At 39.0% G+C, this 18,655-nt stretch carries 22 protein-coding genes; 18 read left to right on the forward strand and 4 right to left on the reverse strand.

Going from position 1 to position 18,655, the window contains the following annotated elements; genetic code table 11:
• The 10 genes from infC to J0M37_09970 all read left to right on the forward strand — a co-directional run bounded on the left by infC (position 1) and on the right by J0M37_09970 (position 7,046).
• The gene (infC, locus tag J0M37_09925) at positions 1–597 is read left to right on the forward strand and encodes a translation initiation factor IF-3 (protein ID MBN8585402.1); all 597 of its coding nucleotides are present in this window, start codon (positions 1–3) and stop codon (positions 595–597) included.
• Positions 598–643: 46 nt separating this feature from the next.
• Positions 644–838, forward strand: coding sequence for a 50S ribosomal protein L35 (gene rpmI / locus J0M37_09930; GenBank protein MBN8585403.1), 195 nt, complete (start codon positions 644–646; stop codon positions 836–838).
• A 45-nt stretch (positions 839–883) separates the two neighbouring features.
• Positions 884–1,231 carry a 50S ribosomal protein L20 gene (rplT, locus tag J0M37_09935; GenBank protein MBN8585404.1) on the forward strand — a complete coding sequence of 116 codons (348 nt, stop codon included), beginning with the start codon at positions 884–886 and terminating at the stop codon, positions 1,229–1,231.
• Between the two features lie 114 nt (positions 1,232–1,345).
• Positions 1,346–2,365: a phenylalanine--tRNA ligase subunit alpha gene (gene pheS, locus J0M37_09940; protein MBN8585405.1), complete on the forward strand. Its 1,020-nt coding sequence runs from the start codon at positions 1,346–1,348 to the stop codon at positions 2,363–2,365.
• Position 2,366: 1 nt separating this feature from the next.
• Positions 2,367–2,993 carry a glycerol-3-phosphate acyltransferase gene (locus J0M37_09945; GenBank protein MBN8585406.1) on the forward strand — a complete coding sequence of 209 codons (627 nt, stop codon included), beginning with the start codon at positions 2,367–2,369 and terminating at the stop codon, positions 2,991–2,993.
• Positions 2,994–3,020: 27 nt separating this feature from the next.
• Positions 3,021–3,911 (forward strand): transketolase, encoded by an 891-nt coding sequence (locus J0M37_09950; protein ID MBN8585407.1) that lies wholly within the window; start codon positions 3,021–3,023, stop codon positions 3,909–3,911.
• Between the two features lie 12 nt (positions 3,912–3,923).
• On the forward strand, positions 3,924–4,400 hold the full coding sequence (locus tag J0M37_09955; GenBank protein ID MBN8585408.1) for a protease complex subunit PrcB family protein: 477 nt from the start codon (positions 3,924–3,926) through the stop codon (positions 4,398–4,400).
• Positions 4,401–4,406: 6 nt separating this feature from the next.
• Positions 4,407–5,402 (forward strand): transketolase family protein, encoded by a 996-nt coding sequence (locus J0M37_09960; GenBank protein ID MBN8585409.1) that lies wholly within the window; start codon positions 4,407–4,409, stop codon positions 5,400–5,402.
• 223 nt (positions 5,403–5,625) lie between these two features.
• Entirely contained in the window at positions 5,626–6,786 is a 1,161-nt protein-coding gene (locus tag J0M37_09965) for a trypsin-like peptidase domain-containing protein (protein ID MBN8585410.1), read from the forward strand.
• 77 nt (positions 6,787–6,863) lie between these two features.
• Positions 6,864–7,046, forward strand: coding sequence for a hypothetical protein (locus J0M37_09970; GenBank protein ID MBN8585411.1), 183 nt, complete (start codon positions 6,864–6,866; stop codon positions 7,044–7,046).
• A 22-nt stretch (positions 7,047–7,068) separates the two neighbouring features.
• Here J0M37_09970 and J0M37_09975 read toward each other — a convergent pair whose 3' ends face one another.
• The 4 genes from J0M37_09975 to J0M37_09990 all read right to left on the reverse strand — a co-directional run bounded on the left by J0M37_09975 (position 7,069) and on the right by J0M37_09990 (position 9,970).
• Positions 7,069–7,797 carry a T9SS type A sorting domain-containing protein gene (locus J0M37_09975; GenBank protein MBN8585412.1) on the reverse strand — a complete coding sequence of 243 codons (729 nt, stop codon included), beginning with the start codon at positions 7,795–7,797 and terminating at the stop codon, positions 7,069–7,071.
• Positions 7,794–8,297, reverse strand: coding sequence for an NADH-quinone oxidoreductase subunit NuoI (gene nuoI, locus J0M37_09980; GenBank protein ID MBN8585413.1), 504 nt, complete (start codon positions 8,295–8,297; stop codon positions 7,794–7,796). Before nuoI ends, J0M37_09975 begins: the two co-directional genes overlap by 4 nt.
• A gap of 227 nt (positions 8,298–8,524) precedes the next feature.
• On the reverse strand, positions 8,525–9,244 hold the full coding sequence (locus J0M37_09985) for a T9SS type A sorting domain-containing protein (protein ID MBN8585414.1): 720 nt from the start codon (positions 9,242–9,244) through the stop codon (positions 8,525–8,527).
• A 252-nt stretch (positions 9,245–9,496) separates the two neighbouring features.
• On the reverse strand, positions 9,497–9,970 hold the full coding sequence (locus J0M37_09990; GenBank protein MBN8585415.1) for a nucleoside deaminase: 474 nt from the start codon (positions 9,968–9,970) through the stop codon (positions 9,497–9,499).
• 448 nt (positions 9,971–10,418) lie between these two features.
• On the opposite strand from J0M37_09990, the gene J0M37_09995 reads away from it, so the two are divergent.
• The 8 genes from J0M37_09995 (at position 10,419) to yajC (ending at position 18,646) form a co-directional block, all read left to right on the forward strand.
• Positions 10,419–12,797, forward strand: coding sequence for a GAF domain-containing protein (locus J0M37_09995; protein ID MBN8585416.1), 2,379 nt, complete (start codon positions 10,419–10,421; stop codon positions 12,795–12,797).
• A gap of 12 nt (positions 12,798–12,809) precedes the next feature.
• A complete protein-coding gene (locus tag J0M37_10000) occupies positions 12,810–13,814 on the forward strand; it encodes a PASTA domain-containing protein (GenBank protein ID MBN8585417.1) in 1,005 nt (334 codons plus the stop codon).
• A gap of 24 nt (positions 13,815–13,838) precedes the next feature.
• Positions 13,839–14,492 carry a ribulose-phosphate 3-epimerase gene (locus J0M37_10005; GenBank protein ID MBN8585418.1) on the forward strand — a complete coding sequence of 218 codons (654 nt, stop codon included), beginning with the start codon at positions 13,839–13,841 and terminating at the stop codon, positions 14,490–14,492.
• A gap of 13 nt (positions 14,493–14,505) precedes the next feature.
• Complete coding sequence (locus tag J0M37_10010; GenBank protein ID MBN8585419.1) at positions 14,506–16,095, forward strand: NAD(P)H-hydrate dehydratase; 1,590 nt, start codon at positions 14,506–14,508, stop codon at positions 16,093–16,095.
• A gap of 257 nt (positions 16,096–16,352) precedes the next feature.
• Positions 16,353–16,703 (forward strand): VanZ family protein, encoded by a 351-nt coding sequence (locus tag J0M37_10015; protein ID MBN8585420.1) that lies wholly within the window; start codon positions 16,353–16,355, stop codon positions 16,701–16,703.
• Positions 16,704–17,075: a VOC family protein gene (locus J0M37_10020; GenBank protein MBN8585421.1), complete on the forward strand. Its 372-nt coding sequence runs from the start codon at positions 16,704–16,706 to the stop codon at positions 17,073–17,075. It abuts the gene before it with no gap.
• A 67-nt stretch (positions 17,076–17,142) separates the two neighbouring features.
• Positions 17,143–18,279, forward strand: a complete 1,137-nt coding sequence (gene tgt / locus J0M37_10025; GenBank protein ID MBN8585422.1) for a tRNA guanosine(34) transglycosylase Tgt — start codon at positions 17,143–17,145, stop codon at positions 18,277–18,279.
• A gap of 58 nt (positions 18,280–18,337) precedes the next feature.
• Positions 18,338–18,646: a preprotein translocase subunit YajC gene (gene yajC, locus J0M37_10030; GenBank protein ID MBN8585423.1), complete on the forward strand. Its 309-nt coding sequence runs from the start codon at positions 18,338–18,340 to the stop codon at positions 18,644–18,646.
• The last annotated feature ends 9 nt before the right edge of the window (positions 18,647–18,655 follow it).

Here is an 18,655-nt window from a genome sequence, read left to right on the forward strand (position 1 = left end):
ATCAAGGAAAAAAAGATAAAGACACGCATCAATGAACAGATCCGTGTTCCCGAAGTAAGGGTTATTGATGAGAACGGCGACCAGGCCGGGATCAAAACTACTCAGGAAGCCCTTAAGATGGCAAGATCGAAAGATCTTGACCTGATCGAAGTATCACCAAATGCCAAACCGCCAGTATGTAAAATAGGTGATTTTGGCAAATACAACTACGAAAAGCAGAAAAAGGAAAAAGAGCAGAAAAAGAGCAAAAGCTCAACCCAGCTTAAAGAAATACGTTTTCATCCTAATACTGATACACATGATATGGAGTTCAAATGCCGCCATCTTGTGGAATTCCTCGTTCAGGGCCACAAGGTTAAAGCAACCATTATTTTTATCGGAAGAATGATGGTTCACCAGGATATCGGCAGAAAGCTTATGGATGAAATACTGGAGAAGCTTACCGTAGTTGGCAAAATTGAACAGCCGCCAAAAATGGAAGGCCGTTATTTGACCGTTATGCTTATTCCTGATAAGAAAAAGATAGATGAATATAAAAAGAGCCTTGAAAAGGGCAAGCCAGCCGAATTACCTGCGGCTGAAGAAACAGTAAAATAAATAATAAATAAAGCAAATAAATAATTACAGAAAGCAAGGTATTTAAATGCCAAAAATGAAATCAAACCGCGGTGCAGCAAAATCATTTAAGGTTACTGCTACCGGAAAAGTAAAAAGAAAACATTCATTAAAAAGACACATACTTACCAAAAAATCCGCAAAGAGGATCAGGCAGCTAAGACATGATGCCCTGGTTTCAGAGGCTGATGCAAAACGTGTAAGAAGAATGCTTCTTGCTTAATTAACATTAAATAAAAAAATAATATAACACAGGAGATATAATTATATGCCGCGTTCAGTAAATGCAGTAGCTTCAAGGAAAAGACGCAAAAGAATGCTTGCCAAAGCGAAAGGCTACTGGGGAAGAAGAAGTAAAGTAACAACAGTTGCAAAACACAGCGTAGAAAAAGCTGGTCAGCATGCATACTCAGGCAGAAAGCTTAAAAAAAGGGTTATGCGTAATATCTGGACAGTAAGGATAAATGCTGCAGCAAGGGATAATAATACAACATATTCAAAGCTTATCGGCGCTCTTAATAAAAAGAATATCGATATCAACAGGAAAGTTCTTGCTCAGCTTGCTTATGATAACCCGGCAGCGTTTTCAGAGGTTGTTAAATTTGCTATGAGCTGATCTTAGATCATTTTTGTAAACAGCAAAGAATCAAATCCAGGGTACCGGTATTTCCCGTAAATACGGATCCCGTTCATATAACTGAATTCATAATGTTTTATTGTTGAGCCAATTATGCTGACAAATCTTTCTGAAATAGAGCAGGAAATAAATTCATTTTCTATCAGTAATGCTGATGAGCTTGAAAGCTACCGTCTTAAGTTCATTTCACGCAACGGACTTTTAACAAGCCTGTTTGAAGAGCTGAAAAATGTAAGCCGTGAAGAAAAACCTGCTGTTGGCAAAAAGCTGAATGAAGTTAAAAAACTTGCTGAAAATAAGTACAACACTTTTAAAGTACAGCTTGAAGATTCAGGCTCTAAAAAAGAAAATATAGATCTTACTCTGCCTGCAGCTTCATACAGCATCGGCAGGGAGCATCTCATTTCACAGACACTTGCGGAAATGGTAAAGATATTCCGTGAGATAGGATTTAAAGTAACTGATGGACCTGAGCTTGAAGAAGAGTTCTATAACTTCGACGCTTTGAATACACCTGCTCACCACCCGGCAAGGGATATGCAGGATACATTTTACGTGCAGCACCCAACCGATAAAGAAAAGAAGTATGTTCTGCGCACACATACATCACCCGTGCAGATAAGAATAATGCTTCAGAATAAACCACCGCTTAGGATCATAAGCCCGGGGAAAGTTTACAGGAATGAAACTGTTACTTATAAAAATTATTTCATGTTCCACCAGCTTGAAGGGCTGTTTGTTGATAAAAATGTAAGCATGAAAGACCTGAAAAGTGTTCTTGCTTACTTCTTCAAAAAGTTCTATGGTGAAAATACCAAAATTCGTTTTATCCCCAGCTTTTTCCCGTTTACAGAGCCCTCCGGGCAGATAGATATTTCATGTTTTATCTGCGAAGGCAAAGGCTGCAAAACCTGTAAGGATACCGGCTGGCTCGAGGTCGGCGGCTGCGGTATGGTAGACCCCAATGTTTTTAAAGCTGTAAATATAGACCCGGAAGAATACACAGGATATGCATTCGGTATGGGTATGGAGCGCCTTACTATGATGAAATACGGAATTAAAGATATACGCATTCTTTACCAGAATGATGTAAGATTTCTCGACCAGTTCTAAAGTGGAAAGTCTATTTTCTGTAAATAACCTGGTTATTTTTGTTCTTTGTTATATTATCGGTTCATTTCCTACAGCTTATATACTGGTCAAGTTAAAATCAAATAAAGACCTCACAAAAGAAGGCTCAGGAAATGTTGGTACACTGAACTCTTTTACTGTATCAAAGTCAAAATCAATAGGCATTGCAGTTCTGATAATTGATATTTTAAAAGGTGTTTTACCGGTTTACCTTATGATGTTCGTATTTCCGTTCACCTACCAGTCAGTTATGCTTGGGGCTGCATCGTTAATACTTGGACATAACTACCCGGTCTGGCTAAAGTTCAAAGGCGGCAGGGGACTGGCAACCGGAGCAGGAATATTTCTGATCGTTAACTATTTCATTTTCCTGGGATGGTGTATTGTTTGGCTTGTAGTTTTTCTTATCAAAAGAAAAGTGCTGATAGCAAATACAATAGCAACGTTTTCTCTTCCTGTTTATGTACTGATAATAAACCTGGTGCCTGCATTTGTAGTTAACAGCGGGGCTGCCGGTTTTTCACTGAACTATTTTACGGTATATTCAATTATAATTACAGTTATTATCCTTTCACGCCACACTGAAGTATTTAAAAAAGAAAAAAATTAATTCATTTAACTATATAAAACATTCAATATGTTTCCAAACTTAAAGAACCCTGTTTTTACCGATGTTGATGATCTGAATGAAATGGCAAGACAAATAAGAAGAGATATCATTAATATGCTTCTTATTTCCAAGTCAGGCCATTCCGGCGGTCCGCTGGGGCTTGCAGATATTTTTTCTGCGCTGTATTTCAATAAGCTTAGTCTGCTGCCTGAAGATCCGTACAATGATGAAAGAGACTATGTTTTTCTTTCAATTGGTCATGTTGCGCCGGTATGGTATTCAACACTTTCAAGAAGAGGCTTTTTCCCGATAGATGAATTGACAACACTAAGAAAAGTGAACGGAAGGCTGCAGGGTCACCCTGCTCCGCTTAAAACTCACGGTGTGCCGGGCGTTGAAATTGCATCAGGAGCTCTTGGACAGGGTCTTTCAATCGCTGTTGGGGCTGCACTTGGCTTAAAGCTTTCCAATAAGCCAAACCATGTTTACTGCATTTGCGGCGATGGTGAGCTTGGCGAAGGACAGATATGGGAAGCTGCTATGACTGCAGACCATCATAAAACCGATAACCTGACCGTTATTGTTGACCGTAACCATTGCCAGATAGATAACCGCACTGAAAATGTGCTGAAGCTTGAGCCTGTGGCTGATAAATGGAAGGCGTTTGGATTTGAAGTGTTTGAAATTGACGGGCATAATATGAAGGAAATACTCGATACCATTGATGCCGTAAAAAAAGTGAAAGGCAAGCCTTCATGCATCATTGCTTATACTAAAATGGGCAGGGGAGTTTCATTCATGGAAGATAACTATAAATGGCACGGCGTTCCGCCAAATGATGAACAGGGCAAGATTGCTTTAGGTGAGCTTCCTGCAACAAAATTCGGTGATTTTGTTGATTATTATAATGGAAAATAAACGGAAAATATCATGAAAACAATTTTTTTGATTTTACCGGTATTAATAGCTGCATTTATCATCTCAGGTTGTTCAAACTCCGGAAGTGATAATACAAAGCTGCCTCTGGAAATTGTACTTGATGGTACCTATTCAGCTGTTGAAGATAAGCGTGAAATGCTTATCACCACGAACGATCAGTACCAGTCATTAATGAGCGAAGTTTATAAAAATCTCGATCAGATGCCAAGAATACCGGTTGTTGATTTCAATAAAAACAGCGTTGTTGCGGTTTTTATTGGTGAAAGAAGCAACGGCGGTTATATGGTAAGTATTGATAGCATTAATGAAAGTTCAAAGAATATTCATATTAATATAATTGAATCAACACCGGGTCCAAATTGTATGACCACCCAGGCACTTACAAGACCGTTCACTCTTGTTAAGATACCTAAAACTGATAAAAAACCGCTTTTTAAAACCAAACAAATCGTAAAAGACTGTCAATAAAAAATTATGAACTACATACATAAATTCGAAAATTATTTAATTGAAAATTTAGACCTTAAAAATCCTGAGCTTAAAGAGACCCGCCGCGGTTTTGGCGATGCATTGGTTGACCTGGGTAAAACAAACCCTGATGTAGTTGTATTGGGCGGTGATGTAAGCGGCTCAGTAAGAACTGATATGTTCCGTGATGCTTACCCGGACAGGTTCTTTTCTGTGGGAATTGCTGAACAGGATATGATGGGTACCGCCGCCGGACTCGCGCTAGTCGGAAAAATTCCGTTCGCTTCAACTTATGGTGAATTTGCAACAGGCAGACCGTTTGACCAGATAAGACAGTCAATTGCTTACAGTGAAATGAATGTTAAGATCTGCGCATCACACTGCGGTTTTACTGTCGGACCCGACGGTGCTACGCACCAGTCACTCGAAGATGTTGGCATAATGAGAATACTTCCGCATATGACTGTGGTTACACCTGTTGATTATAACCAGACATACAGGGCAATAATTGAATGTTCAAAATCAGATAAGCCGTTTTATATTAGGTTTTACAGGGATAATTCTCCCAACTACACAAACCCCAAAGCTCCGTTCACATTCGGTAAAGCTGATACGCTTTATGAAGGCAGTGACTGTACAATAATTGCAAGCGGATTAATGGTATGGGAAAGTATGATGGCACTGGAAGCTTTGGCAGCAGAAAAGATATCATGCAGGCTTATTAATATGCATACAATTAAGCCGATTGACCGTGATGCTATAATCAAAGCTGCTAAGGATACCGGATGCATTGTTACCTGTGAAGACCACCAGAAGATCGGGGGACTCGGCGGAGCTGTTGCCGAAGTTCTCGCGCAGGAATACCCTGCGCCGGTTGAATTCATAGGCGCAAGTGATACCTTTGGTGAGTCTGGCAAAGCAGCAGAGCTTTATGAAAAATACGGCATTTCAAACCGTCACATAGTAGAAGCTGTAAAAAGAGCCATAAAAAGAAAAAAATAATTCATCGGTTTCTATAAGAACCGTTTAAGATGCTGTAACTGTTATAAATACAGGTAAAAATTTTTAGAATTTTTATGGCTCTTAAACGGTTTTATTATTTAAAGCAGAATATGCTCGGGATGCAGGTAATCATCTCACCCTGAGCCTGTCGAAGGGAAATCTATCGGCAATCTTACAATAAATTTTTTTTTAATAATATTTTAAGTTTACATATCTTATTATTATGAACAGATCGAAATTTTTGATTTTCTCCCTGGCATTTGTTGCCGTACTTGCATCAGGCTTTATTTTCGGGCACTTTGTATTCAAACGTAGCGAAGCTACCGAGCTTAAAGCAGGTGAAAACATTTCAAGGGAACGTGTGATACAGAACATTACCGATTCCCGCGAAAATGCTATCACACGTACTGTTAGCGATGTTTCAAAAGCAGTTGTAGGTATAAGCGTAACCGAAGTGCGTGAATACCGTGACCCTTTTGCCGATGACCCGTTTTTCAGGCAGTTTTTCGGCGATCGCTCCTATAAGCAGGAAGTTCAGGGACTCGGCTCCGGTTTTCTTATCTCTGATGATGGTTATATAATCACCAATGACCATGTTGTTGGCAATGCGACAAAAGTTGTTGTATCCATGACAAACGGAGAACATCTTGATGCTGAAATTATCGGCAAAGATTCCTACAGTGATATTGCAGTACTTAAGATCAACCGAACAGGCCTGCCTTTTATTAAGCTTGGCAACAGTGATGATGTGATCATTGGCGAGTGGGTTGTAGCACTCGGGAATCCGTTTGGACTATTCGAAGTGAACCAGAAGCCTACTGTAACAGTCGGTGTAGTAAGCGCTATGGGAATGAAGCTTAATTCCGGTGAGAACAGGTTTTACCGCAATATGATACAGACCGATGCCGCTATTAATTCAGGTAACAGCGGGGGACCGCTGGTAAACAGCATAGGCGAAGTTATCGGTATGAATACGCTGATATATACAGGTAACTCAATGGCCGGCGGCAATATCGGTCTTGGTTTTGCCATACCTATGAATAAAGTAAAAGCTATTGTTGATAAGATCAAAAAAGACGGTAAGATAGAACGTAATTATGATATTGGCCTAAGGCTGCAAACAGTTGATAAGAACATTGCTCAATACTTTAAGCTCAATAATGTTCAGGGTGCAATTGTTGTAAATATTGAGCAGGGCAGCGCTGCTGCCAAAGAAGGCATCCTGCCTGAAGATATAATCCTTTCGGTGAACGGTGAAAAAATTGCAAGCGATGCTGATTTCTGGGGCCTCATCCTCGATATGAACATCGGCGATAAAATTAAGCTTAAAATTCTCCGCAAAGGCGATGAGATCGAAAAAGAATTCGAACTGAAAGTAAAATAACCTGTTATTAGTTTGCTTTTATAATACATATTCCCCTCTTGAGAGGGGTGCTGAGCGCATGCGAAGCGGGGTGTGTTATGATGTATTTTTCATTCAGCAAATGCTCCCCTCCTGTTTTTAGGAGGGGAAGAGATAAATTTCCGGCAGGAAATTTATCGAGGGGTGGTATGTTCCTCCTGAAATCAAAAATACCCTTTTCAGGAAACCATTTAAATCTTATAATAAACAATAAAAAAGGCAGGTCAATAACCTGCCTTTAAAAATCCGGTATAACATTAACTCTTACTTAGTCAATATCATCTTCTTAACTTCTGAATACCTCTCAGTTTCAAGCTTATAGAAATAAATACCGCTTGTCAGATTCGCATACTTCGAAGCGTCAAATGTAACTGTATAAGTGCCTTTCTGCTGGCTGGCATCAACAAGTGTGGCAATTTCCTTGCCAATCAGATCAAATACCTTAAGTTTTACATATGAAGCGTCAAAAAGCTCGTATGAAATATTTGTAGTCGGATTGAACGGGTTTGGTGTGTTCTGCTCAACCTTAAAGTTCTTTATACCTGTGATACCAATTTTAAGCTCATCAGCTTCAAATATTACCTGCCCGTTTGTTCCAAATCCTTTAAGCTTGTAAAAATAAACTCCGTCTCTTTCCGGTTCATCTTCATAGTCATACATATAAACAATACCGTTTTGCTCATTAGCAGCTTTTTCAAAGTAATCATCCTTTGATATCCTGTCATCGCTTACTTTTTTATAATCCTTTTTCTTTGGATCAAGCCTGTACACTTCATAATATGAAATGCTTTTCGGATTAAGTACGCGCCAGTTAATATAAACAGTTTTATCTTTTATCTTCGCAGAAAATACTGTAAGCGCGTCTGTGGAATCTGTTACTTCTGTTGTTGTTTCATCGCCTTCAGGCAAAAATAAATTATTATCACCTGAAAGTGTTTTAGTGCCGTTGAATAATAATATTAAGAGAGCTGAAATTAGTAAGCTTTTACTCATACATTATCATGTAAAAATTCTAATCTCTTCTTTAAGCGGCGTTCGCTCATAAGAAGCTTATCTTTGCCGAATATTGCTTCTTCCTGTGAAGTGAATGAAAGAACGTATTCATCACTCATAACAATAGCTTCTTCGGGGCAAACTTCCTCGCAGAATCCGCAGAATATGCAGCGAAGCATATTTATTTCGAATTTCTCAGGGTATCTTTCCTTCTCTAAAGTCGGTACTTCGTTTGCCTGTACTTCAATTGCCAAAGCGGGGCATACCCTTGAGCATAATCCGCATGCAACGCATCTTTCAATGCCGTTCTCTGCTTTTACAAGCACCGGTCTGCCGCGGAAAGCTGTTGGCGGAGTCCATTTTTCTTCCGGGTACTGTCTTGTGACCTTAGGCTTGAACATATTTTTAAATGTCAGCCAAAGCCCGCCAACTATTTGCGGAAGATATGTTTTTTCCAATACTGTTAAATCTTTGCTTCTAACCTGTTGTATATCTGCCATAATTTTCTATTCCCTGTTAACCCCTTTAGGGCGAAGGCGGGAATCTCAATTTTCGATCTTTACTATATCTTTATAATTTTTTAATCCTGTTATTTAAAACAAAATATTCTGCAATCTGTTCCAATTGTGATGTTTCTTACACACCCCGGCTCAGCGAGTCACACCTCTCAAGAGGGGAATACTATAAACTAAATCAAGCCAATCATGTTAATCATGCAAATCAAGGTCTATTTAACGAGCACCATCTTCTTTACATCTACATAATCGCCTGATCTTAAGCTGTAATAATACATACCGCTTGAAAGTCCTTTTGCGCTGAAATCTGCCTGGTATTCACCTGCAAATAACTGACCGTTAACCAGCACTGCTACTTCTCTGCCGAGCATATCATAAACTCTGAGTGAAACATAATCACTCTTGGGAATTGAGAAGTTTATCTTAGTGTTCGGGTTGAAAGGATTCGGGTAGTTCTGTGATAAGCTGAATTCCTTAGCTACACTGCTGATATTTGTAATTCCTATCGGGAATGATGTTACTCCAAAAGTTACATCACTGCTGCGCTGAGAAGGATTTGAAACTCTTTCAACTCTCCATGTTGAAGTACCTGCTCCGGAATTTCCCGGTAACTTGGAATAATAGATGTATATGGTTGAATTTCCCGGGGGATAGTCTGCAATTGCTGTATCTACACCTGTTCCGTAGCATAAATTTATATCACAAATTCCTACACCTTCCCATGTCCCGGGAATGTTGGAAGCTGTCATTATGACTCTGAATGATTCGGTTGTGCCGTATGGATTATTGATTGTAGCATGTGATTTCGCTTCAACTGAATCTTCATGAAAAGGAACCCACTCAGGATCAGTTCTGGTAAAGCCCGGGTTCTGGGCAAATAAGTTGAATGATGCTGCTGCAAAAACTAAAAGCGTTAAAAAGAATTTTTTCATTTTTTGATTGATAATTTTAACAAATTTATATGAATTCTAAGCCAAAATCAACTTAATTTACAGGCTATTTTGGTTAACGTAAAACACTATTTTTGCTTAATTAATGAAAATTTTGAATAAAAACGGGTCAATATACCCGCTTATCCTTCATTTTTGCCCAATATTCAAACACTTCGACACATTCTTTTTTCATAAAATCACCAATTATCTCAACATAGAATCCCCGTTGTTGGTGTTGTCACCAACAACCAGCTAATAAACCCGTTTATTCTTCGTTTGAGCCCAATATTCAAATACTTCAACACATTCTTTCTTCATAAAGTCACCAATAATTTCAACATTACTCAATCCCATTTCCTTCAGCATGTGGTTTGAAACTTTCAGCTCGTTAAAACCAAACCGCTCAGCATCTGCAATATCTGCCCCGTAGAAAATTCTATCTATCCGCGCCCAGTGAATAGCGGTGAAACACATTGGACACGGCTCGCAAGTTGAATATATCGTGCAGCCGCTCAGATCAATATTACCAATATGCTTACAGGCATTACGTATTGCGTGAATTTCTCCGTGCGCTGTAATATCTGTGCTTGCCCATACAATGTTATGGTCGCAGGCTATCACCTCATTACCTTTAACAATGCAGGCTGCAAAAGGGGTCTGGCCGGCATCAACACCTTCGCGGCATTTATCAATTGCCATCTGCATGAATTTTTCGTCTCTTGTCATAAATTGTTATGATTACTATACAAAAATACAAAGAAATGATTAAACATTCAGTTACACTGTATGTCATACCCGTCCCGCTAGCAAGCGCGGGATAAACTCAAAGTTCTACTATAAATCGAAATTCACACACTAGATTCCCGCTTTCGCGGGAATGACAATAAGATTTATCATGACTCAAAAGACACAGAAGAGAAGTAACATAATTCAAAGCTTGTCATACCCGCGCAGGCGGGTATCCAGACGTGAATTTTTCTAAATCCAATATCTGTGAATCACGAAATTTTCAAATTGAAGGAATCATATCACAGTACAATCATAAATCCAAAATCACACACTAGATTCCCGCTTTCGCGGGAATGACCAAAAATGTTTTCCCTGAAACTACATACCGTATTTTTATGTCATATAATTATACAATATACCGTATATTTACAGCGTCTATACATATATGAATAATATACCATTTCCGTTTAAAACATTATTTTCTCTGGAAAAACTCATTGATTTCTGGAAAAAATCAGCCCAAAGCACTGAAGAATGTGTTGGTACTGAATTTGCCAAAAGGCTCGTTCATGATATTGAGCAGATTCCTGAGTTAAACGGTGTTATTATCGATTATTCCGTGTTCAAAAAACATGAAAAGCTGGTTGATGCCTTATTTTCGGCTATAATTTCACCGGCTTACTGGAATACGAACCTGAGCTCAATAAGCTTACCGCTTTTAAGCACTTCAATCTATGCAACCCCTAGATTTAAAGAGCTTTTTGTTGATGAAAACGGAAATTTTACCCATAACCTCAATGTTTCGCAGGAATATTTTGATATCGGCAAGATCATTACGGTTTATGCTTCAGTTCTGAAGCGGGTATATAATATCGATATGACCATTGTAGTGCCCCTTATCAGAACAATTACCGATAAAGATACCGGTCTTGAAAGATATTTCAAGATGAACCTGGATGACCGTTTTATTGATGTTAATATTAACGGGCCGCTTCCGGAAATTACCAAAGAACAGGTAACACTGCTTTCTGAAAATATGTTCAATATTCAGCTGTGGAATGAGATAATTCCGCCTGATAATATTGAGTTCAAAGGTTTCCTTGTTGTAAATATGTTCGAAGTAACTGACCAGGAAGCGCTTTCAAAATTAAAATTTGATCTGCTTGATAAGAATATTTTAACTTCAACCAACGGATTTTCAGTGCTTGAAACGCGCATCAGGACAATGTTCCGCAATCCTGATCTTAAGCTTGGCATCGCCTCTTTCACTGATGATAAAACAACTATCATGCGCAGCGGAACCAAGATAGGCGAAAGCTTTCTGCTGAGTGAAACATGCGCCCAAAAATGCACAGATTATGATGATTCAATTTACGAAAAAGCTGTAAACACAGGCGAACCGCAGATAATATATGACCTGAACATCCTGCCAAACTGCACAAAGGTCGAAAAAGAAATACGCACAATGGGTGTAAGCAATCTGATGGTTGCGCCGCTGGTATTTGAAGGTAAAACCATCGGCGTTATTGAGCTTGGCTCATCCAAAGCAGGCGCACTGAATTCAATTAACGCTTTAAAGCTTATAGAAATTCTTCCGCTTTTCTCGCTTGCGCTTAAGCGCAGCCTTGAAGATATGGAAAACCGCATTCAGGCAATCATAAAAGAAAAGTGTACGGCAGTTCATCCCGCTGTTGAATGGCGTTTCCGCAAGGCGGCTATGAACCTGCTTGAAAAAGAGAACACAGATGAATTTGCCAATATGGAAGAAATTGTCTTCCGTGATGTGTACCCGCTTTATGCGCTTTCCGATATCAGGAATTCATCCAATACACGCAACAGGGCGATACAAAAAGATCTCCGTGATAACTTAAGGCTTGCTAAAGATATCATATCAGCGGCTTCAGCTGTAAAATTAATGCCTGAGTTTGAGCATATCATTTATAAAATTGATAAGCATATTTATATGCTCGAAGACGGCCTGCAGACAGGCGATGAAGCTGCAGTAGCTGCCTTCCTTAAAAATGAAATTGAGCCTCTTTTCCTGAGTATTGCAGATCTGAGCTATGATACACAGGAAGCTATTAAAAATTACAAAGAAGCAATTGATCCGGACCTGGGGCTTGTTTACAGGAAACGCAAAGAATATGACCAAAGCGTTAAAACACTGAATGAAAATGTAGCTGCAATTGTTGATGCTGAAGAATTATATGCTCAGACGATATTTCCGCACTATTTTGAAAAATACAAAACAGACGGTGTGGAATATACAATGTATATAGGTGATTCAATTTCTGAAAAAGAAGATTTCCACCCGGTTTATTTAAAGAACCTCAGGTTATGGCAGTTCATTTTGATGTGCCGCGTTGCCGCTATGGCAGAAAAAGTAAAGCCAATGCTTAAGATTCAGCTTGAGCTTGCGCATCTTGTCCTGGTGCAGAATACTCCGCTTGCAATCAGGTTTCACCATGACCAGAAAAAGTTTGATGTTGACGGCACTTATAACGTTCATTATGAAATAATGAAAAAGCGCATTGATAAGGCTGAGATCAGGGGAAGGGAAGAGCGCCTTACACAGCCCGGTAAAATTGCCATTGTTTACTCGCAGCAGGCGGAAGCAAATGAATATTTGCAGTATATTGAATATCTGCAGGCAAAGGGCTTCCTGAAAAAAGAAGTCGAAAACCTGGAACTTGAAGACCTGCAGGGAGTATATGGATTAAGAGCTTTAAGGGTTGCTGTTGATCTTGATTCAAAAGTGTTCGATTCTGTCCTTAAAAGCGATATAGAGTTTAATAATGAATTAAATGAATTTATAAAGGCTTAGGATTTTAGTTAAATGAAATTCTGGAAAAAATTATTAATTGGTATTGCGGGATTGTTCGTAGCTATTCTTCTTATGAATTTTATTGTTATGCCATGGTATGTAAGGCATGATACTCTGGTTAAAGTACCTTCCGTTGTTGGGCTTTCATTTGAAGAAGCCAAAAAACAGCTTGATGAAGCAGGGCTTGAAGGACTCCAGGGCGATATTCGATACGATCCTACTAAACCCATTGGGACAGTGGTTGACCAGAATCCGCCGGCTGACCAAACCGTAAAGGATGGAAGAAGAATTTACCTTATCATTAGCGGCGGTGAACAGCTATACGATGTTCCGAATCTTGTAGGAAGAACGCTGCGCGAAGCAAAGTTCATGCTTAACCAGCGTAACCTGGAAGCGCAGGAAGTTGAATACAAGCCTTCGGCTCAGTATCCTTCTGGTATTGTGCTCGGGCAGATAGAAAATGCCGGCTCAAAAGTTAAAAAAGGCACTATGATCGGTGTTATCGTTTCAACGGGAATGGATGCCGGGGATATTAAAGTGCCGGATCTTACCGGTAAGAATATAGAAGAAGCCAAAAAGCTTCTTGCTGTGAATAAGCTTACTATCGGAAAGATAAATTACCAGCCATCTACAAATGTTCCGCTGAATTCTGTCATAGACCAGTATCCCAAAGCCAATACAATGGCAAAGGAAAACCAGAAGATTGACGTATTTGTGAACCGTGAAAATAAAAAGAAGATTGTTATTGAAGGCGAAGAAGACGGTATAAAGGAAAAAGAAGAGGAAATTAAACCTGATGACGGTGAATTCAAAGATGATGTGAAAAAAGATGACAGGAAAAAAGATGATAAGAAAAAAGAAGACGTAAAATCAAAACCGACCGATAAAGATAAAAAAGGCGATGTAAAGACTAAGCCTACAGATAAAAAGGATGAGAAGAAAACTACTCCTCAGCCAAAAAATGACAAGGATAAAAAAGACGGTAATAAAAAGAATGACGGCGGTACTAATTTTTAGATAATCCGTTTCACCACGAATAATATGAAACTTATTGCACCATCAGTACTTTCAGCGGATTTTTCGCAAATTGATTCTCAGGTAAAAATGATAACCGATGCAGGAGCCGACCTCCTGCATCTTGATGTTATGGACGGGCACTTTGTGCCCAATATTACTTTCGGTCCCAAAATGGTCGCCGATATCCGCAAGCTCACCAGCCTGCCGTTGGATGTGCATTTAATGATAAGCGAGCCTGAAAAATATGTTAATGAGTTCGCAAAAGCGGGAGCTGACTGGATAAGCGTTCACTATGAAGCATCCACTCACCTGAACAGGCTTGTAAACCAGATAAAAGATGCTGGCGCAAAAGCCGGCGTTGTTGTGAATCCCGCTACACCCGTTGATGTTCTGGAAGAAATTTTGCCTTACACTGATTTTATTCTCATAATGTCAGTAAACCCCGGCTTTGGCGGACAAAAATTCATTGAAACTTCAACTGCCAAGGCAAAAAAGCTTGCAGCCATGATAAAAGAAACAGGCTCAAATACATTTATTGAAATGGATGGCGGCATTGGAACAGGTAATATAAAAATGCTCAGTGATGCAGGTGTAAATGTTTTTGTAGCAGGTAATGCGGTGTTTGGTTCACCAAGTCCTGCCGCGACAATTGCTGAAATGAAAAAATTAATAAACTAATAATTAAAATTTTATGAGACCCGCTTTTACTTTCACTGAAATCAGGGAAGCGGAAAGAACCATTATAGAAAAAGAGGGAATTCCCTCTTTAATTTTAATGGAAAATGCCGGGAAGAATACATTTGATGTCATTTCTTCCTTATATCCTGATCTTGATGAAAGAACAATTATCGCAGTATGCGGCAAAGGCAATAATGCCGGTGATGGCTTTGTTATTGCCCGTAATTTTCTTATCAATTCAATACCGGTCGAAATTTACAATTTATCTTTGCCGGGTGAGCTAAAAGGTGATGCGCTTGTTAACTATGAAATTCTTTTGAAAATGAATTCATCACTTTGCAGCATTTATAATGTTTCTGCCGGTGAATCAGATGTCCTTTTTAAAAGGCTAAAGAATATCAAAGGCAAAGCGTTAATTATTGATGCGCTTCTTGGCAGCGGTATCAAAGGTGAAGTAAGAGGACTATATAAAGATGTTATCGAAAATATTAATTTATCTAAACGTAAAAATCTGAAGCTTGATGTTGTTTCAGTTGATGTGCCAAGCGGGCTTGGCATGGAATATCACACTGGTACAATAATTGACTCTTGCTATACGGTTACTATGGGAGCAATTAAAACAAACCTGCTCTTTGGCAGCGGCAGGGAAAATTCCGGTCAGCTTTATGTAGTGCCCATAGGCATTACAAATGATTGCTTTGAAAGAGCCAACATATACGGTAAATTCCTTGTTGAAGAAAATGATGTGAAGGGATTATTCCCTAAGCGGAAAAAAACATCATATAAATATTCCAACGGTAAAGCGCTTGTGATAGGCGGTTCAAAAGGTCTTTCAGGCGCTATAATTATGAGCTCGCTTGCTGCATTAAAAAGCGGCGCAGGTGCTGTTCTTGCTGCATTTCCGCGTTCAGTTAGCGCGCATTTCAGCCGGAAGCTTTCAGAAGTTATCAAAACAGAGCTTGATGAAACACCTGATGGTTCAATTGCAGGTGATTCATATGCCGGGCTGCAAAAACAATTATCAAAAGCTGATGCTGTTTTGATCGGCCCGGGTCTCTCTTTAAATAAGGAAACAGAAAATTTTCTGTTTGATGTAATTGAAAATGTTAAGTCTCCGCTTGTAATTGATGCTGATGCTCTGAACCTGCTTGCAGGAAATATTGAAATACTTAACCGCAGGAAAAGCTCCGCAGAAATAATTTTAACTCCACACATTGGTGAATTCGCAAAGCTCTCAGGAAGAACAACAGAAGAGATAACAGCTAACAGGTTTGAGATAACTTCTGAGTTCGCAAAAAAATATAATGTTAATGTTGTTCTTAAATCAGAAACATCAATCAGCTGCTCTCCTGATGGGAAAATATATATAAATAATTCCGGAAATGAACAGCTTGGCTCAGCAGGTTCAGGTGACGTGCTTTCAGGAATAATAGTATCAATACTTGCTCAAACTGGTAATGTTTTTTCAGCAATGGTTTGCGGAAATTATATACACGGAATGCTTGCTGAGAGATATTACAATAAATACGGCAATAAACAATCAGCTTCACAGCAGGATCTGATCGAGTTCATTCCAGATGTAATTACCGGGATACTGAGTTAACATTTGCAAGGAGAGAGAGATAAAATTTTGCTAGCGAAGCGAATCAATCTCATCAATAAAACAACAACATTCCCAAACAGGAGTATGGGAATGAGGTAATGTGAAAAAATATTAATAAAATGATTAGCCACGACCTTTAAGTCGTGGTTGATATAGAAGTGAAAAATAAGGGGCTTTAGCCCCGTTTGATGTATTAATTCAAAACTACGAATCTGAAAAAATTTCTTAAATATCACTTCCCGTTTATTTTATGGGCTTTGATAATATTCATTCAATCCAGCTTTCCGGCTGTTGAACTTCCAAAAGTAGAGCTCATCAGCTTTGATAAAGTAGTTCATGCCGGAGTATTTGGTTTTCTGGCTGCACTGGCATATATTTCATTTATTAATCTGAACCCCGATTCAGCTTTTGCAGGCTCGCCTTATTTGTGGAGCGGTATAGTTTGCATTATTTACGGCGCATCTGATGAAATACACCAGTATTTCGTTCCTAACCGTTCTTCAGAAGTTCAGGATTGGATAGCAGATATTGCGGGTATCATCATAATGCTTCTGGTTATAAAATATTTTCTTTCAAAACGTTTTAAATTATTCCAAAGGATAAAATAAATGGAAATTAAACTGCAGCATGCTGTTATAAGGGTTACATCTATCGATTCTGCGAAAGATTTTTATCTGAATAAACTCGGGCTTGAATTGCTTGAAGATTCCGGAAATTTTTTTGCAGTCAAAGCCGGTGGAGTCAGACTTTCGTTTTTTGCCGGGTATGAAAAGCAGGAATCTAATGATGACCCAAAAACCGGTGTATCTCTGATCTTCAGGGTTGAAAACCTGGAAAATGCCGCAAATGAGCTAAAATTAAAGGGAATATTACCATTTGGAGATGTAATTGATATCCCGAATTTTCATAAATTTCTCGAATATGAAGATTTTGACGGAAATGTGTTTTTTTTGGCTGAATATATAACTGAACCTGTTTAAAATTTTCGAATTAAATTGATTATCTTAACAAAATTGAGTATTTTTGTAAATATGGGGACATTTAGAAATGTTCTTTAAAGTTCTTTCTCAGGATAGTAATTGTAAAGCAAGAGTTTCGGAAATTACCACTTCTCACGGTTCTTTTCAGACTCCTATTTTTATGCCCGTTGGCACACAGGCAACCGTTAAAGCTATTGAGCAGCGCGAGCTTGAGGAAATAGGAGCTAAAATTATCCTTGGTAATACCTACCATCTTTATTTAAGGCCCGGAACCCATGTTTTAAATAAAGCCGGGGGACTGCATAAATTTATGAACTGGAACAAGCCGATACTTACAGATAGCGGCGGGTTTCAGGTTTTTAGTTTATCAGCCTTAAGGAAAATATCAGATGAAGGCGCTGAATTCAAATCGCACCTTGACGGAAGCTCGCACATGTTCACCCCCGAAAAAGTTGTGAACATCCAGCGTGAAATTGGCTCTGATATAATGATGGTGCTTGATGAATGCCTGGAAAACCCGGCTGAATACTCCAAAGTTGAAAGCTCAGTTAAGCTTACCTCTGCATGGGCCAAAAGGAGCAGGGAAGAGTTCCTGAAAACATCACCGCTTTACGGAAACGAACAGTTCCAGTTCGGGATAATACAGGGTTCAGTTTATAATGAGCTACGCAAACGCTCTGCATCAGAGCTTGCTGAAATTGATTTTGAAGGCTATGCAATCGGTGGTTTAGCCGTTGGTGAAGAAAATTCTGTAATGTACGATGTTGTTGAATATACAGAACAGTTCATGCCTCCGGATAAGCCGCGGTACCTGATGGGTGTTGGCACACCTGAAGACCTGCTGAATGCAATTGAGCGCGGTGTTGATATGTTTGATTGTGTCATGCCTACCCGTAATGCCAGGAATGCGACAGTTTTCACTTCACGGGGTAAGTTAAGGCTTCGTAACCTGGATAATAAATTCAATTTCAGCTCAATTGATGAAGAAGTATCCAGTTATACATCAGAAAACTTTACTCCCGCATACTTAAGGCACCTTTTCATGTGTGATGAAATGCTGGCAGCGCAGCTTGCTACAATTCATAATTTAAGGTTTTATTTAAGCCTTGTTGAGCGTGCAAGAGAAGCTATCTTGAAAAATGGATTTTTGGAATTCAAAAAAAGTTTTCTTGAAAAATATAATTCAGGAATTAAATCAGTTTAAAAATAGTTTAATAATTCAGTAAAGTTAAGGAAGGTATATTAAGTTGACATATTTATTTATAATATTACAGGCTCAGCAGGATGGCATTGCCAGCCTTGTTAGTTCATTACTGCCGTTTATTCTGATAATAGCGGTGTTTTATTTCCTGATCCTAAGGCCGCAGCAAAAACGCCAGAAAGAAAGAGCAAAGCTTCTTGAAGGTGTTAAAAAAGGTGATAAGATCATTACTTCAGGCGGTATCCACGGAACCGTTGAAGGCGTTGAAGATGATTCAGTACTGGTGAAAATTGCCGATAACGTAAAGGTTAAAATGGATAAAGCCGCTATTGGAACTATTGTTGGCTTAACCGACCAGGGTAAAAAATAATTTTAAATC

This window comes from Ignavibacteria bacterium, from assembly GCA_017303675.1.
Classification (GTDB): domain Bacteria; phylum Bacteroidota; class Ignavibacteria; order Tepidaquicellales; family OLB5; genus OLB5.

Coding starts and splice junctions, on each gene's coding strand:
- rpmI (MBN8585403.1), top strand. CDS start 644: ATGCCAAAAATGAAATCAAACCGCGGTGCAGCAAAATCATTTAAGGTT.
- rplT (MBN8585404.1), top strand. CDS start 884: ATGCCGCGTTCAGTAAATGCAGTAGCTTCAAGGAAAAGACGCAAAAGA.
- pheS (MBN8585405.1), top strand. CDS start 1,346: ATGCTGACAAATCTTTCTGAAATAGAGCAGGAAATAAATTCATTTTCT.
- J0M37_09950 (MBN8585407.1), top strand. CDS start 3,021: ATGTTTCCAAACTTAAAGAACCCTGTTTTTACCGATGTTGATGATCTG.
- J0M37_09955 (MBN8585408.1), top strand. CDS start 3,924: ATGAAAACAATTTTTTTGATTTTACCGGTATTAATAGCTGCATTTATC.
- J0M37_09960 (MBN8585409.1), top strand. CDS start 4,407: ATGAACTACATACATAAATTCGAAAATTATTTAATTGAAAATTTAGAC.
- J0M37_09965 (MBN8585410.1), top strand. CDS start 5,626: ATGAACAGATCGAAATTTTTGATTTTCTCCCTGGCATTTGTTGCCGTA.
- J0M37_09970 (MBN8585411.1), top strand. CDS start 6,864: ATGATGTATTTTTCATTCAGCAAATGCTCCCCTCCTGTTTTTAGGAGG.
- J0M37_09975 (MBN8585412.1), bottom strand. CDS start 7,797: ATGAGTAAAAGCTTACTAATTTCAGCTCTCTTAATATTATTATTCAAC.
- nuoI (MBN8585413.1), bottom strand. CDS start 8,297: ATGGCAGATATACAACAGGTTAGAAGCAAAGATTTAACAGTATTGGAA.
- J0M37_09985 (MBN8585414.1), bottom strand. CDS start 9,244: ATGAAAAAATTCTTTTTAACGCTTTTAGTTTTTGCAGCAGCATCATTC.
- J0M37_09990 (MBN8585415.1), bottom strand. CDS start 9,970: ATGACAAGAGACGAAAAATTCATGCAGATGGCAATTGATAAATGCCGC.
- J0M37_09995 (MBN8585416.1), top strand. CDS start 10,419: ATGAATAATATACCATTTCCGTTTAAAACATTATTTTCTCTGGAAAAA.
- J0M37_10000 (MBN8585417.1), top strand. CDS start 12,810: ATGAAATTCTGGAAAAAATTATTAATTGGTATTGCGGGATTGTTCGTA.
- J0M37_10005 (MBN8585418.1), top strand. CDS start 13,839: ATGAAACTTATTGCACCATCAGTACTTTCAGCGGATTTTTCGCAAATT.
- J0M37_10010 (MBN8585419.1), top strand. CDS start 14,506: ATGAGACCCGCTTTTACTTTCACTGAAATCAGGGAAGCGGAAAGAACC.
- J0M37_10020 (MBN8585421.1), top strand. CDS start 16,704: ATGGAAATTAAACTGCAGCATGCTGTTATAAGGGTTACATCTATCGAT.
- tgt (MBN8585422.1), top strand. CDS start 17,143: ATGTTCTTTAAAGTTCTTTCTCAGGATAGTAATTGTAAAGCAAGAGTT.